Annotated in this window: 15 protein-coding genes; 10 read left to right on the top strand and 5 right to left on the bottom strand. The window is 69.2% G+C overall.

Annotated elements, in window-relative coordinates:
* From DI269_RS17545 to DI269_RS17535, 3 genes are all read right to left on the bottom strand, one after another.
* A partial coding sequence (locus DI269_RS17545) for a UvrD-helicase domain-containing protein (protein WP_198667519.1) occupies positions 1–2,194 on the bottom strand: 2,194 nt, incomplete at its 3' end.
* 39 nt (positions 2,195–2,233) lie between these two features.
* Positions 2,234–2,473, bottom strand: coding sequence for a DUF397 domain-containing protein (locus DI269_RS17540; RefSeq protein WP_112138196.1), 240 nt, complete (start codon positions 2,471–2,473; stop codon positions 2,234–2,236).
* Positions 2,470–3,330: a helix-turn-helix domain-containing protein gene (locus DI269_RS17535; RefSeq protein WP_157975058.1), complete on the bottom strand. Its 861-nt coding sequence runs from the start codon at positions 3,328–3,330 to the stop codon at positions 2,470–2,472. Before DI269_RS17535 ends, DI269_RS17540 begins: the two co-directional genes overlap by 4 nt.
* Before the next feature lie 184 nt (positions 3,331–3,514).
* Between DI269_RS17535 and DI269_RS17530 the strand changes: the two genes are divergently transcribed.
* Entirely contained in the window at positions 3,515–3,835 is a 321-nt protein-coding gene (locus DI269_RS17530) for a hypothetical protein (RefSeq protein ID WP_112138190.1), read from the top strand.
* 23 nt (positions 3,836–3,858) lie between these two features.
* Positions 3,859–5,271, top strand: coding sequence for an RNA-guided endonuclease InsQ/TnpB family protein (locus tag DI269_RS17525; protein ID WP_198667518.1), 1,413 nt, complete (start codon positions 3,859–3,861; stop codon positions 5,269–5,271).
* On the opposite strand, the gene DI269_RS17520 is transcribed toward DI269_RS17525, so the two are convergent.
* Positions 5,232–6,863 (bottom strand): ABC transporter permease, encoded by a 1,632-nt coding sequence (locus DI269_RS17520; RefSeq protein ID WP_112138187.1) that lies wholly within the window; start codon positions 6,861–6,863, stop codon positions 5,232–5,234. The genes DI269_RS17525 and DI269_RS17520 overlap by 40 nt on opposite strands.
* Complete coding sequence (locus DI269_RS17515; protein WP_112138184.1) at positions 6,860–7,780, bottom strand: ABC transporter ATP-binding protein; 921 nt, start codon at positions 7,778–7,780, stop codon at positions 6,860–6,862. Before DI269_RS17515 ends, DI269_RS17520 begins: the two co-directional genes overlap by 4 nt.
* Positions 7,781–7,873: 93 nt before the next feature.
* Here DI269_RS17515 and DI269_RS17510 point away from each other — a divergent pair, with 93 nt between their 5' ends.
* The 8 genes from DI269_RS17510 to DI269_RS17475 all read left to right on the top strand — a co-directional run bounded on the left by DI269_RS17510 (position 7,874) and on the right by DI269_RS17475 (position 13,834).
* Complete coding sequence (locus tag DI269_RS17510) at positions 7,874–8,395, top strand: GbsR/MarR family transcriptional regulator (protein ID WP_112138182.1); 522 nt, start codon at positions 7,874–7,876, stop codon at positions 8,393–8,395.
* Positions 8,396–8,453: 58 nt separating this feature from the next.
* Positions 8,454–8,735 (top strand): preprotein translocase subunit SecE, encoded by a 282-nt coding sequence (gene secE / locus DI269_RS17505; RefSeq protein ID WP_198667517.1) that lies wholly within the window; start codon positions 8,454–8,456, stop codon positions 8,733–8,735.
* A gap of 277 nt (positions 8,736–9,012) precedes the next feature.
* Positions 9,013–9,744 carry a transcription termination/antitermination protein NusG gene (gene nusG, locus DI269_RS17500; protein WP_112138177.1) on the top strand — a complete coding sequence of 244 codons (732 nt, stop codon included), beginning with the start codon at positions 9,013–9,015 and terminating at the stop codon, positions 9,742–9,744.
* 180 nt (positions 9,745–9,924) lie between these two features.
* Positions 9,925–10,356: a 50S ribosomal protein L11 gene (gene rplK / locus DI269_RS17495; protein ID WP_112138175.1), complete on the top strand. Its 432-nt coding sequence runs from the start codon at positions 9,925–9,927 to the stop codon at positions 10,354–10,356.
* Between the two features lie 88 nt (positions 10,357–10,444).
* Positions 10,445–11,140 (top strand): 50S ribosomal protein L1, encoded by a 696-nt coding sequence (rplA, locus tag DI269_RS17490; RefSeq protein WP_112138173.1) that lies wholly within the window; start codon positions 10,445–10,447, stop codon positions 11,138–11,140.
* Between the two features lie 283 nt (positions 11,141–11,423).
* Complete coding sequence (gene rplJ, locus DI269_RS17485; protein ID WP_112138171.1) at positions 11,424–11,960, top strand: 50S ribosomal protein L10; 537 nt, start codon at positions 11,424–11,426, stop codon at positions 11,958–11,960.
* 39 nt (positions 11,961–11,999) lie between these two features.
* Complete coding sequence (gene rplL / locus DI269_RS17480; RefSeq protein WP_112138169.1) at positions 12,000–12,383, top strand: 50S ribosomal protein L7/L12; 384 nt, start codon at positions 12,000–12,002, stop codon at positions 12,381–12,383.
* Positions 12,384–12,619: 236 nt separating this feature from the next.
* Positions 12,620–13,834: a hypothetical protein gene (locus tag DI269_RS17475; protein ID WP_112138167.1), complete on the top strand. Its 1,215-nt coding sequence runs from the start codon at positions 12,620–12,622 to the stop codon at positions 13,832–13,834.
* The last annotated feature ends 360 nt before the right edge of the window (positions 13,835–14,194 follow it).

Raw genomic sequence — 14,194 nt, 5'->3', positions numbered from 1 at the left:
CGTCCCGCTCGGCGTGACCGGAGTCGACCACGGCCTCCCGCAGCCGCGCCGCCAGCGACGCGAGGCTCAGCGGCCGCCCGCGCCGCGGCGCGGCCACCGGCTCCACGCCCAGTTCGCCGCAGAACCGGCTCGGCTGGGCGTCGTCCGAATCGACCGCGGTGACCAGCAGCCGCGTGCGCGCCCGCGTGCACGCGTTGTAGAACAGCCGCCGCTCCTCGTCCAACAGCTGCGCGACCTGGTCGACGTCCGCACGCCCGTCGAGCACGTCGACGAGCGCCTCCGCCCCCAGGAGCGAACCCCTCGGCCGCAGGTTCGGCCACACGCCCTCCTGCGCGCCCGCCACGACCACGAACTCCCACTGCCGCCCGTGCGCGGCGTGCGCCGTAGCCAGCGTCACCGCGTCGCCCAGTTCCGCACGCGCCGAAAGGAAGTCGCCCGGCAGCTGCTGGTGCAGCACGTGCTCGCAGAACACGTCCACCAGCGCGCCCGGCTGCTTCTTCTCGTAGTCCGCGGCCAGGTCGAACATCGCGATCACCGCGTCCAGCTCGGCGTCGGCGCGCTGCGCCCGCCGGTCCGAGGACAGCGCCCGGCGCTTGAGCCGCTCGCTCAGCTCCGACGCCTCCCACACCGTCCACAGAGTCTCCGTGATCCCACCGCCCTCGCGGGCCGCCGTGAACAGCGCGTCCAGGCGCCGCGCCGGCTCGGCCCACTCCTCCTCGGGCAGCGCCGCGATCCGCGCCGGATCGGCCAGGGCCTCCACCAGCAGGTCCGCGCCGGGGGAGAAGTCGTCGGCCGCCACGGCCAGGCGCCGCAGCTCCTGACGCAGCCGCCGCTCCGCGAACGGGTCGGCGCCGCCGAACTGCGAATGCAGCAGCCCGGCAGCGACGGTCTCGTCGAGCCGGTCGGGATGGCGGCCCACCAGCACCGTCCGCAGCAGGTCGCGAACCGTGGGGTGCGCCGGAAGCGGCACGTCGTCGGCGGCCTGCCGGGTCGGCACGCCCGCGTGCTGCATCGCCCGCCGCATCTGCGGGATCGACGACGCCGACTTCACCACGACCGCCATGTCGCCGTAAGGGACCCCGTCGAGCAGGTGCGCGCGCCGCGCCACATCCGCGATGTACACCGCCTCGCGCGTGGGCGAAGGCAGGTACACGACCTCGGCCCGCCCCTGCTCCTCGGTCTCGGTCCCGCGCCGCCGGTCCCGGTCGGACCCGCGCAGGCGCCGCGACAGCACCGTGGTCGCCGCCAGCGGCGCGAGCGCCACCCCGTGCACGTCGTCCAGCTGCACCGTCGGCGCCTCATCACCCCCGGCCGCGGGGAACCGGAACGGGAACTCCCGTACCGACTCCGGGTCGCCGCCCTGGTAGCCGAACACGGCCGCGTCGGGCGACCCCGCCGCGACGATGTTCCCGCGCTCCCCGACCAGCAGCTCCAGCAGCCGCAGGTGCGCCGGGGTCGCGTCCTGGAGGTCGTCCACGAACACCCACGCCGGCCGCGGCAGCAGATCGGGGCGCGAACGCAGCGCGGCCGCGGCGGCCCGCACGATCTCCGCCGAGTCGTACAGCGCGCTCGACATCGATTGCAGCGCAAGGGTGGTGACGTACCGGTCGTAGAAGCGCGCGGCCGTCGCCCACTCGGGCCGGTCGTGGTCGAGCGCGAGCCGCGTCAGCTCCGGCGCCGACAGGCCGCGCTCGCCGCTGCGCAGCACCAGGTCCCGCAGCTGCTGCGCGAACGCGTACGTGCGCACCGCCTCGTCGAACCCGTCGGGCCACCCGAAGTCCTCGCCTTCGAGCATCGACCGGATGAGCGCGTCGGCCTCGGGGCCGGTGAGCAGCCGCGGCTCCTCCCGGCCGTCCATCGCCGCGGCCGACCGCAGCAGCGCGAACGCGAACGCGGGGAACGTGAACACCCCGACCTCGGCGGCCGAGAGCGAGGCGGTGGCGGCGTTCAGGCGGGCCCGCAGGTACGCCGTGTCCTGGCGGCGCAGTCCGAAGAACAGGATCGACGCCGGATCGGCCCCGGCCTCGACCTTCGCGGCCGCGGCCCGCAGCAGCGCCTCGGTCTTGCCCGTCTGCGGCCCGCCCCGGACCAGCAGCGGCCCGGCGGCGTGCTCGACCGCCGACCGCTGCGCCGGGTCGAGTTCGCACTCCTGCTCGGCGGGCGGATCGGTCAACTCATAACGGAGGTCGATCACGGACCCAATGGAATCACGCCCGACCGACAAACCCGGTGACTATTCCGCGAAGTCGAACTCGCCGTCCTTGGCGCCGCCGAGGAACGCCTCCCATTCGGCCCGTGTGTAGACGATGAGCGAGCCCTCGGGGTGGTGAGAGTGGCGTACGGCGACGCGCCCTGAACCATCGGAGAACGGCCCGGCCTCGACGCACTGGCCCCCGCCGCTCGAACTACGCGAGCTGACTCGCCAGCGGATACCGGTCAGCTCGTCGGGGGAGAGACGCTGCTCGGTGTTCATTTGATCTCCTTCAGGCGCTTGGTGATCAGCTCGGCCGACAGCTCCGCGTCGAGCGCCGATCGGTCAAGATCCTCCCACACGCTTCTGAATTTACTCACCTTCGGTTCCTCGACGTAGAGCATGCCTGCGGCAGTCTCGATATTCGCGACCGCCGGATACGGCTCAGGCATCTCGAAGAAGTTGAAGCTGCCATCGAGGCCGGCGTGGGGGCCGGTCTCCGCAGGAACGACGCGAATGGTCACGGCTTCGTGGTCCCCGAGCGCGAGGAGTCGCCGCAACTGCGAGCGCATCACCTCCGCAGAACCGATGATCCGCTCGATGACCGCGGATTCGAAGATCGCGTCGATCTTCGGTTGGCGGTCTGCAGTGAGGATCTGCTGCCGTTCGAGCCGCAAAGCGACCCATCGATCGATCTGGTCGGCCGATGCATGGCCGCCTTCCAACCTGGTGATGACCGCATCGGCATAGTCGCGGGTCTGGAACAGGCCGTGGACCAGGTAGTGCTGGTAGATGCAGATTCGCTCAGCCCGGCTCTCCAGCCAGGGGACATTGATGAAGTCCTCGCCAAGGTCGCTCTGATGGTCGTCCCACCAGTTCCGCTGCCACGCCTCATCGCAGATTTGGAGGAGGCCGTTGCGGGTCCGGTCGTCTTCGACGCCGTAGAGGGTCAACAGCCCCATGACATCGACACGCCGGAAGGGGAACAGGCCGCTCTCATATCGGCCCAGCATGGTCGCATCGCGCTGCATGTAGTCGGCAGCGTCCGACTGCGAGATGCCGCGGGATTTCCGCAGGTCGCGCATCTTCTCGCCGAGCCATTGCGAGCGAAGGTTCGGTTCCGGTCGTGGCTTCGCCATGGATCCTCCGATACTTACATCCAGAAAATGTAAGTTCAGCCTAGTGCAGACTTGCATTAGTCTCAACCGTCTGCGATCCTATCAACCAAGGGTGAGAAGAGCCTCACTGAAAAAGCCGACCGGGGCGGGGCCAGAGTTTGGACGCCGAGGCCCGCCCCGGTCTTGAGACAGCGGAGGTAGATCCGTGTCCGGACCCATTGTCGCCCAAGAAGCGCCCGAACCCAACTGCGAACCGCCTTCGGCTCCGCAGTCCTTCACCATCAGGTGCGCCGAATGCGGCGACACCTACGGCTCCCACCTGCCGCACTGCCCCGGAGTGCTCGCCATCGGATACGACACCGGCCGCGGCGCGGCTTCGATGGTCGTCTACCCGGATGCGGGCAGCAGCATGGGCAAGCACAACGATGCTCTCGGAACCCTCCGCTTCTACTCGATCTTCGGCCCGGTCGAAATGCACATGGAAGACGGCCGGGTCATCAGCTTCATGGACCTCCCCTTGAAGTGAGGCACCGAATGACGGATCCAACAGTGAAGAAGTCCTTCAAGTTCAGGCTGCGCCCCAACCGGCATCAGCGCCGCGCACTCGCCGCCATGCTCCGCGACCACTGCGAGCTGTACAACGCCGCCCTCGAAGAGCGGTGCTCGGCTTGGTCGAAGGCTGGTGTCTCGATCCAGTACGGCGATCAGTCGGCGCAGCTGAAAGACCTGCGCCGAGCGGATCCAGAAGGACAGGGCCGGTGGTCGTTCTCTTCGCAGCAGGCGACATTGCGCCGCTTGAATCGCGCATTCGAAGGGTTCTTCAGGCGAGTCCGCCAAGGCGGTGCCCCTGGCTACCCGCGCTTCAAATCAGTCTGGCGGTTCGACTCGGTGACCTGGCCGAGCAACGGTGACGGATGCAAGTGGGTCAACGGTGATGAAGCCGGCGACCGCATCACCCGAGTCCGCCTCCACGGAGTAGGCACGGTCCGGGTGCACCGCCACCGCCCGGTTGAGGGGCGGATCAAGACCATCACCGCAAAGCGCGAAGGATCGGCCTGGTTCGCAGTGCTCACCTGTGAGGTCCCGCAAAGCCCCGAAGCGGAGAAGTCCGGCGAGGCGACCGGCATCGACCTCGGCCTGACCCACTTCGCGACCACGGCGCAAGGCGACCACATCGCGCCTCTTCGGGCCCTCGAAGTCAATGCTGAGCGGCTGGCCGAGGCTCAGCGAGAACTCGCCCGATTTCAAAGACCTGCAAAGCGGTCGGACCGGTCGGCGAGGCATCGCCGCGCCGCACTCAAGGTGGCGAAGGCGCATCGGAAGATCGTGAACCAGCGCCGCGACTTCGCGCACAAGACCGCGCGGGCCCTGGTCGACAGCTTCGATGTGATCGCAGTGGAGCACTTGAACATCGCAGGGCTTTCCCGCAGCCCGAAGCCGATACCGGACCCGGAGAGACCAGGCAGTTTCCTTCCCAGCGGCAAGTCCGCCAAGAGCATCCTGAACCGGCGCATCCAAGACGCCGCGTGGGGCCAGTTCGTCGAGATCCTCACCGCCAAGGCAGCATGGGCCGGGCGGGAAGTGATCAAGGTGAATCCCGCGTACACGTCGCAGACCTGCCCCGCATGTGGGCATATCGACGCCGCGAATCGAGACGGGCAGCGATTCGACTGCACCGCTTGCGGACACACCGACCACGCCGATCGGGTAGGTGCCGTCAACATCGCCACCAGGGCCGGGCTGGCCCTTGGCGGGCGCGGGCGACCGCGGACGCCAGAAGCCCAGCGGCTCACGCCGCAGGGCGGAGTCACGAGATCACAGCGTTTCATAGGGATGCCACAATCCGGTCCCGTGAGCGGAAACGGGTCGGCGCCGCCGGTCCGGGGTGTCGGACCGACGGCGCCTGGTTTCCTTTCCTTACCTCAGTTGAAGCTCAAATTGCGCCTGCGCAGCCCGACGTAGCCGAGCCCCGCGAGCAGGATCGCGACCGCCGTCAAGATCACGAGCGCCGGGGTCGAGAAGTCCTCGGCCGGGTAGTCGCCCAAGTGGTAGTACGGCGAGATCGCCATCGCCCACTCCGGCAGGTCCAGCAGCGCGCCGAAGTAGACCACCAGCAGCGTCCACGTCCACGCCAGCCACCGCACCCAGCCCGCCCGCGGCAGCCATGCGAAGGCCGCGAACACGAACGCGACGACCACCCAGACCGCCGGGAGCTGCACGAGCGTGCCGATCAGGATCTTCCCGAACAGCTCGCCGTCGCCCGAGGCCCCGCCCGCGCCGAGCGCCAGGCCCGCAAGGAGGTTCGTGAGCGTCGCGGTGAACAGCGCCGCCGGCAGGTACGAGCCGGGCCAGCCGCTGCGGGCCACCGGCCCGGCGGCGATCAGCTCGCCGCGCCCGACGGTCTCCTCCTTGCGGCCGCGGCCGATCACCAGCACCCCGAACAGGGACGCGACGATCGCGTTGATCGCGACGAACGTCGTCGCGAACCCGAGCTGGAGCGTGGCGTCGCCGCGTTCGAGGATCGCCTGCTGCGCCTCCGACAGCCCGTCGGCGAACTCGTCCGCCCCGCCGAGCACCGACCCGTACGCCAGGCCCAGCAGGAACAGCGTGATCGCGCCGGTCCAGATGAGGCCCCGCGTGAGGCGGAACGTCAGCGCCGTCGCGGTCTTCAGCCCCGGCTTCGCCTCGGCGCGCCCGCGCCGGGACGCGAACATGCCCTGCCCGAAGTCGCGGTGGGAGACCAGCGTGAACGCCAGCCACACCGCGGCGACCGCGACGGCCGCGGCGACCAGGAGCGGCCACCACCGCTGCTCGGGCGTGAACGCGTACGTCAGCTGCGCCCAGCCGATGGGCGAGAGCCAGGTGATCCAGTCGCCCTCGGCGTTCCCGGCCCCGGCGAACAGCACCGAGGCGCCCAGCGCCGCCAGCCCGTACCCGGTCGAGGTCGACCCGTTCTCGCTGAGCTGCGCGGCGACCGCCGTGAGGCTCGCGAACACGAGGCCGATCACGGTGTGCGCGGCGCCGAACAGGAGCGCGCTGGTGCCGTCCCCGCCTTCGAGGCCCGAGGCCGCGAGTGTCATGAGCGCGCCGAGGACGACCGCGGCGACGGCGCTGAGCGACAGCGCCGCCGCCAGGTCGGCGCGGCGGCCGATCGGCAGGGACCGGATCACCTCCGAGCGGGAGGTCTCCTCGTCGGCGCGGGTGAGCCGGGTGACCAGCAGGACGAACATGACGGCGGTCATCAGGCCGGTCCACAGGAGCATCCGGTGCGTGAACAGGGCGCCGAGGCTGTCGGCGTAGGCGTTCACGTACTCGATGGGCCCGCTCATCGAGAGCATCGCGGGCGAGCTCATGGTGGCCGCGAAGCCCTCGCGCTCGGCGGCGGTCTGGTACTGGTCGGTGATGACGGGGATGGTCATGAAGGTGAACCCGGCGATGCCGGCGATCCACCAGAACAGGTACATGCGGGACCGGCGGGCCTGGAACCGCAGGAGCTTGCCGGTGCCGGCGAGCGTCCCGAGGCCGTCCTCGATCTCCGCGGTCGCGGCGGTCATCGCGCGGCCTCCTCTTGGACGCCCTTGGCGGCGAGCTCGTCGCCGTAGAAGCGCATGAAGATCTGCTCCAGCGACGGCGGCTCGCAGGTGAGGCCGGTGACGCCGGCGACGGCGAGCTGGGCGAGCACGTCGTCGAGCGCGGAGGAGTCGACCGAGCAGTCGACGTCGAGCCCGTCGGTCCTGAGGTCGTGGACGCCCTCGTGGTCCTCCAGGCCCCGCACGGGGTTCTTGAGGGTGGCGCGCAGCCGCGAGCGGGAGAAGTGCCGCATGTCGGCGAGCGAGCCGGTCTCGACGATGACGCCCTTGCGGATGATGCTCACCCGCTCGCACAGCGTCTCGACCTCGCTCATGATGTGGCTGGAGAGGAGGACGGTGCGGCCCTGGGCCGCGGCCTCCTTGACGCACTCGTTGAAGACGGCGCCCATGAGCGGGTCGAGCCCGGAGGTCGGCTCGTCGAGCAGGAGCAGGTCGACGTCCGCGGCGAACGCGGCGACGAGGGCGACCTTCTGCCGGTTGCCCTTGGAGTAGGAGCGGCCCTTCTTGCGCGGGTCGAGGTCGAAGCGCTCCAGCAGCTCGTCGCGCTTGCCGCGGTCGATGCCGCCGCGCAGGCGCCCGAGCAGGTCGATGGTCTCCCCGCCGGTGAGGCCGGGCCACAGGGCGACGTCGCCGGGCACGTAGGCGAGGCGCCGGTGGAGCTCGGCGGCGTCCTTCCACGGGTCGGCGCCGAAGAGCTCGGCGCGTCCCTCGTCGGAGCGGAGCATCCCGAGGAGGACGCGGATGGTGGTGGACTTGCCGGCGCCGTTCGGGCCCAGGAATCCGTGGGTCTCGCCTTGGGCTACTTCGAGGTTGAGATGATCGAGCGCGGTCACGTGACCGAAGCGCTTGACCAGGTTCTCAGTGCGGATCACTGCGTTCATGCGCTCAAGCTATCATAGTTTTCATGAATTTGTGAAACCTATGGAGTGTCAAGATATCATCAAGGGCCAACGGGGCACGGCTGAAGGAGAGCGATGGAAGAGCACACCGCGGAGCGCAAGGCGAGGCTCGAGTACGTCGAGCAGTTCGCGTCCATCCTGGTCACCAGCGGCATGCAGCGCATGGCCGCGCGCGTGTTCACGTACCTCCTGGTGGACGACGGCGAGACCTACACCGCCGCCGACATCGCCGAGGGCCTGAGCATCAGCCTCGCCGCCGTCTCCGGCGCGGTCCGCGAGCTCCTCGCCGCCGGCCTGGTCATCAAGACCCGCCGGCCCTCCACCCGCGCCGACGTCTACCGGCTCAACGAGGAGGACATCTGGGGCTCGATCATGCTCGACCGCTCCGGGTTCCTCAGCCGCTACCAGGACACCGCCGTCATCGGCATCGACGCCCTGCCCGAGGGGCCCGGGCGCCAGCGGCTCGTCCAGACCGCCGCGTTCATGGAGTTCGTCAAGGTCGAGATGCGGCTCATGCACGAGCACTGGAACGAGCGCCGCCACGAACTCAGCGCCGCATACGAAGCGCGACGCCGCGACGCGGGTGCGTCCGGCTAGTCCGGTATGCTGCAACCCTGACCGCCCCGATCAGAGACGAACCCTGGAGGAAGCCGACGTGGCCGACGACACCAGCCGCTCCGATGCGACCGCCGACAAGGGTCGTCCCACCCGCAAGCAGGGCGAGAAGACGGCCGAGCGCAACCCCTTCAAGAAGCTCGGCAGGTTCCTGCGCGAGGTGGTCGAGCAGCTGCGGAAGGTCGTCTACCCGACCCGGCGCCAGCTCATCACCTACTCGATCGTGGTGCTCGTCTTCGTGGGCATCATGATGGCGTACATCGGCGGGCTCGACCTCCTCTTCGGCGACCTCGTCCGCCGCGCCTTCGGCGCCGACTCCTAGTCGTCCTTCCGCCCGTCCCGCCCGCGCGCGAGCCGGGCGGTTCGCGTGACCTGCGCCGTTTCGACGGTGCCTGAGGCGCGCCGCGCCGCAGAGCGGCTACCCTAGTGGGTATGACGCGCGCCGGTTCCGCCGGCGCGCGACTTCACAGGCGGCCCGAATCGCTCTTCGCGGAGCCCGCGGGCCGTACATCGGCGCAGCGCCGCCGCATCCGAGAAACCGAAGCACAGTCGCAGTGCCCCGCCGTCCGCGGGGCACCGAGCCGGAATGAGAGTCAAGCGTGTCTGAGTTCGACGAGGCCTTGAAGAACGAAGTCGCGGCGCAGGCCGCGGCGCAGGTCGCGGACGTCGACGACGAGCCGGAGACCGACGAGGACGAGGCCGCCGAGCCCGCGGAGCCCGAGGTCGACCCGGCCGAGGCCCTGCGCGCCAAGCTGCGCTTCGCGCCCGGCGAGTGGTACGTGCTGCACTCCTACGCCGGCTTCGAGAACCGCGTGCGCTCGAACCTGGAGAACCGCATCCAGTCCTTCGACATGGAGGACTACATCTACCAGATCGAGGTCCCCACCCACACCGAGGTGGAGATCAAGAACGGCAAGCGCTCCAAGGTGGAGGCCAAGGTCTTCCCCTCGTACGTGCTCGTCCGCATGGAGATGACCCCCGAGTCCTACTCGGTCGTGCGCAACACGCCCGGCGTGACCGGCTTCGTCGGCGTGGTCGACCGCACCGACCGGCCCAGCCCGCTCCCGCTCGACGAGGTCATCCAGTGGCTGCTCCCGCCCGAGCAGAAGCCCAAGGACGAGTCCTCCGGCGATTCCTCGTCCTCCGACCTCGACATCAAGGTCGACTTCACCGAGGGCGAGTCCGTCACCGTCGTCGACGGCGCGTTCGCCTCGATGCCCGCCACGATCAGCGAGATCAACGCCGAGCAGCAGAAGCTCAAGGTGCTCGTGTCGATCTTCGGCCGCGAGACCCCGGTGGAGCTCAACTTCAACCAGGTCTCCAAGCTGTAGCGCGAGTTGCAGCTCACACACCTCGCTCCGGGGGCCTGCCTGCGCGGCAGGTACCCTGGAGAGGTTGCGCAGCCGCCCGGCGACGCCTGCGAGCTGGCAGGACGGCACCGAGAGCTGCTGCGCGCACGTAAGAAGACGCGGGGAGACAGCCCCGCGTTATCCCAGGAAGAGAAGGACACGATGGCTCCCAACAAGAAGGCCGTTGTGACGTTCAAGCTGGAGCTCGCGGGTGGCCAGGCCACCCCGGCCCCGCCGGTGGGTCCCGCCCTCGGCCAGCACGGCGTCAACATCATGGAGTTCTGCAAGGCCTACAACGCGGCCACCGAATCCCAGCGCGGCGAAGTCCTCCCCGCTGAGATCACGGTGTACGAGGACCGCTCGTTCACGTTCGTCCTCAAGACCCCGCCGGCCGCCAAGCTGCTGCTCAAGGCCGCTGGTGTCGCCAAGGGCTCGGGCGAGCCGCACCGCGTCAAGGTCGGCAAGGTGACCTCGGCCCAGGTGCGCGAGATCGCGGAGAAGAAGCTCCCCGACCTCAACGCCAACGACCTCGACGCCGCGTCGCTCATCGTCGCCGGCACCGCCCGTTCCATGGGCATCACGGTCGAGGGCTAGCACCTCCGAACGCCACCGCCGGTCCGCCGGCGTCAACCCAGTGGAAGGGCGCGCGCCCGCCCTCACCACGACATCCGAAGGATGGAACATGAAGCGCAGCAAGAAGTACACCGACCTCCTCAAGAAGGTCGACCGGACGCAGCTCTACGCGCCCTCCGAGGCCACCGGCCTCGCCAAGGAGACCTCTCCGACCAAGTTCGACGCCACTGTCGAGGTCGCCCTGCGCCTCGGCGTCGACCCCCGCCAGGCCGACCAGCTGGTCCGCGGCACCGTCTCCCTGCCCCACGGCACGGGCAAGACCGTCCGCGTGATCGTCTTCGCCGAAGGTGACAAGGCCGAGGCCGCCGTCGCCGCCGGCGCCGACGAGGTCGGCTCTGACGAGCTGGTCAAGCGGATCTCCGAGGGCTGGCTCGAATTCGACGCCGCCGTCGCCACTCCCGACCAGATGGCCAAGATCGGCCGGATCGCGCGGATCCTGGGCCCGCGCGGCCTGATGCCGAACCCGAAGACCGGCACCGTCACGCCGGACGTCGCGAAGGCCGTCACCGAGATCAAGGCCGGCAAGATCGCGTTCCGCGTCGACAAGCACGCGAACCTGCACCTGCCGATCGGCAAGACCAGCTTCACGGCCGAGCAGCTCGCGGAGAACTACAACGCGGCCCTCGAAGAGGTCCAGCGCCTCAAGCCCGCCAGCTCCAAGGGCGTGTACATCAAGAAGTCGACGATCTCCACCACCATGGGCCCGGGCATCCCGGTCGACCCGCAGGCGGTCAAGATCAAGTAGCACCCCCGCGGTGTGACGTAGCCCCGGTGCAGGCCTCCTGCGCTGGGGCTTCTCCGTACCCGCTGCTACGCTTGGCGACAACAACCCATAGACCGATCGGCCACCGCCTCGTGCGGTTGTAAACCATCCCGGGGCCGACGCAGGGCGACTATTCGAAGCGACCATGGTGTGGGCCGATCTTCTCGGCCTTCAGGTCCCACTGACGAGGCGTCCCGCTGGGGCGCCTTTTTCATTCGTCGCCTCCGCACGGTTGTGGATTGACCAGCCGAGAAAGGAGGGAAACATGGCTGACAGGGAATACCCGGCGGGTAAGTCGACCGCCATCGCCGAGCTCGCCGACGAGTTCTCCAGCGCGACCGCCACGGTGCTCACCGAGTACCGCGGCCTGAGCGTTGCCGAACTGCGCGAGCTCCGGCGTTCCCTCGGCGAGGGGACGCGTTACCGCGTTGCCAAGAACACCCTCGCCAAGCGCGCCGCCAACCAGGTCGGTGTCACCGGCCTGGACGAGCTGTTCGTCGGCCCCACCGCGATCACCTTCATCAAGGGTGACCCGGTCGAGGCCGCCAAGGGGCTCCGCGCGTTCGCGAAGACCCACGACGCTCTGGTCATCAAGGGCGGGTTCATGGAGGGCAAGGCCCTCTCCGTCGACGAGATCAACAAGCTCGCCGACCTCGAATCCCGCGAGGTGCTGCTGGCCAAGCTGGCCGGTGCGCTCAAGGCCACCGCGCAGAAGACCGCCTCCGTGCTCGCCGCCCCCGCCGGGCAGGTGGCGCGACTGGGTGCTGCTCTTCAGGACAAGAAAGCGGCCGCAGGGGAGTAGTCCCCGGCAGGTCCAAGACTTTAGGAAAGGAAACACACCATGGCTAAGCTGTCCACCGACGAGCTGCTCGAGCAGTTCGAGGGCATGACCCTCCTCGAGGTCTCCGAGTTCGTCAAGGCGTTCGAGGACAAGTTCGACGTCACCGCCGCCGCCCCCGTGGCGATCGCCGCCGTCGGCCCCGCCGCCGGTGGCGACGAGGCCGCTGCCGAGAAGGACACGTTCGACGTCGTCCTCGAGTCGGCCGGCGAGTCGAAGATCAAGGTCATCAAGGAGGTGCGCGCCCTCACCGGTCTCGGTCTCAAGGAGGCCAAGGAGCTCGTCGAGAGCGCCCCCAAGGCCGTGGTCGAGGGTGCGAAGAAGGACGACGCGGACAAGGCCAAGGAGGCCCTTGAGGGCGCCGGGGCCACCGTCTCCCTCAAGTAGTCCTCGGACTGCTCGAAAACCCAAGGGGCCTCCCAGCCCTTGCTACGGACACCGGGGTCTCACCGCTGCTGCGGTGAGACCCCGGTTTCGTGCCACCTGAGAGATTTTCAGAAGATTCCCCTCCGGCTTGCAACTGATGCCGCCCATCGCCTCGTCTTGCGGGTAGACACACCTGACACGCAAGGAGAACGACGATGCCCGGGAGAAGAGGGGCCGCTGCGATAGGAGCGGCAGCCGTGCTGGGGCTTACCGCGGGCTGCGGGATGCTCGGCCTCGGCGAGGAGGCCGCCGAGTCCGACGAGGACCGCTTGGTCAACATGATCAACGACAGCAACCGGCTGGAGGCCGAACTGGCCGCCGCCGAGTACCGGCTCGTCGAGAAGTGCCTGGAGGACGCCGGCTTCACCGTCCACGACCCGTGGGCGCTCCAGCCGTACGAGCCCGAGGAGCAGGAGTCCCTCACCGAGTACGCCCCCCACGAGGGCTTCATCATCGACGCCGAGACGGCCGCCGAGTACGGCTTCGGCCAGTGGGCCAACAGCCCCGACGGCATGGAGGACCCCGCCACCGAGGACTACTGGGCCGCCGAGGAGGAGCGGTGGGCCGAGGAGGAGGACGGTGACACCTGGGAGGAGCCCGACACCACCGACTGGGACGCGCTCGACCCGGCCGACCAGTACGCGTGGTACATCGCCTACCAGGGCGAGGAGTACGTGGAGTGGAGCTACGGCTCGGCCCAGGACTACGCCGACATGATGACCGGCGAGGGCGACTTCTCCGAGGAGGCGCCCGCCGAGGAGGAGGTCGTCACCGACGACGGCTCCCTGGAGATCGAAGAGGAGATGGACCCCGAGCCCATGCCGGGCGGCTGCCAGCTGGAGATGATCCAGGAGCTGCACGGCGAGCCCGAGCTCGTCGAGGAGACCTACGAGAACGAGGACGGCAGCTCGGAGACCTACGAGTACTGGTCCTACGGCGTCGACAACCCCCTCTACGCCAGCGAGACCATGTGGGAGGACATCGAGCTCGCCTACGCGGACAAGATGGCCGACGAGCAGACCGGGTTCATCGACTGCATCTCCGGCAAGGGCCACGAGGGCTGGGAGTTCGACCAGTACAACGCGCTGCCGGTCTGGGAGTTCTTCAACACCCTCTACTACCAGAACGCCTCGGAAGAGGAGCAGGACATGATGATCGGCGACTCCAGCGCCGTCATCCCCGAGATCCCCGAGGCCGCCGGAAGCTCCTATGAGGAGTGGAAGGCCTACGAGATCCAGACCGCCGTCGACTTCGCCGCCTGCGGCGAGGAGACCGGCTACGCCGACGCCTCCGACAAGGCCTACGAAGAGGTCCACGTCGACGCCTACGCGGCCGTCGAGCAGGACGTCTACGCCTGGCAGGAGGAGATGAACGACGCCCTCTCCAAGGCCCAGGAGCTCCTGGACGCCTAGAAGGCACCGTTCAAACAGAGACCACCTCTCTATCGGGGAAAAATGGCCCGGGCTGCGCAGATGGGGCGCGGCCCGGGCCGCCCCGCGTCCGGACTACATCCGGTGAATCCCCGCTGAGCCCGCGTCACCTTCACGGCGCGGGCTCGTTGTACAGGTGAGGCCGCAAGGCCGCCGAAGGTGCCAGGGCTCGGGACGCCGCATCTCGGCCGGGGCCCGCCCCCGGCCGCGGGCGACGCAAGGCGTCCCGCGCCCGCACCGACGCCGGCTCGCAGTCGCATTCGCGCTGTGCCTCCGGGTCGCATTCGCGACACGCCCGGGCCTCAACCGATCGCGCGGCCCGCCGCCCTTGCCCGGCGGCGG

This window comes from Glycomyces dulcitolivorans, from assembly GCF_003265355.1.
Lineage (GTDB): Bacteria > Actinomycetota > Actinomycetes > Mycobacteriales > Micromonosporaceae > Glycomyces > Glycomyces dulcitolivorans.
This window is presented reverse-complemented; position numbering and strand designations above follow the sequence as displayed.

Coding starts and splice junctions, on each gene's coding strand:
- DI269_RS17540 (WP_112138196.1), bottom strand. CDS start 2,473: ATGAACACCGAGCAGCGTCTCTCCCCCGACGAGCTGACCGGTATCCGC.
- DI269_RS17535 (WP_157975058.1), bottom strand. CDS start 3,330: ATGGCGAAGCCACGACCGGAACCGAACCTTCGCTCGCAATGGCTCGGC.
- DI269_RS17520 (WP_112138187.1), bottom strand. CDS start 6,863: ATGACCGCCGCGACCGCGGAGATCGAGGACGGCCTCGGGACGCTCGCC.
- DI269_RS17515 (WP_112138184.1), bottom strand. CDS start 7,780: ATGAACGCAGTGATCCGCACTGAGAACCTGGTCAAGCGCTTCGGTCAC.
- DI269_RS17510 (WP_112138182.1), top strand. CDS start 7,874: ATGGAAGAGCACACCGCGGAGCGCAAGGCGAGGCTCGAGTACGTCGAG.
- rplK (WP_112138175.1), top strand. CDS start 9,925: ATGGCTCCCAACAAGAAGGCCGTTGTGACGTTCAAGCTGGAGCTCGCG.
- rplA (WP_112138173.1), top strand. CDS start 10,445: ATGAAGCGCAGCAAGAAGTACACCGACCTCCTCAAGAAGGTCGACCGG.
- rplJ (WP_112138171.1), top strand. CDS start 11,424: ATGGCTGACAGGGAATACCCGGCGGGTAAGTCGACCGCCATCGCCGAG.
- rplL (WP_112138169.1), top strand. CDS start 12,000: ATGGCTAAGCTGTCCACCGACGAGCTGCTCGAGCAGTTCGAGGGCATG.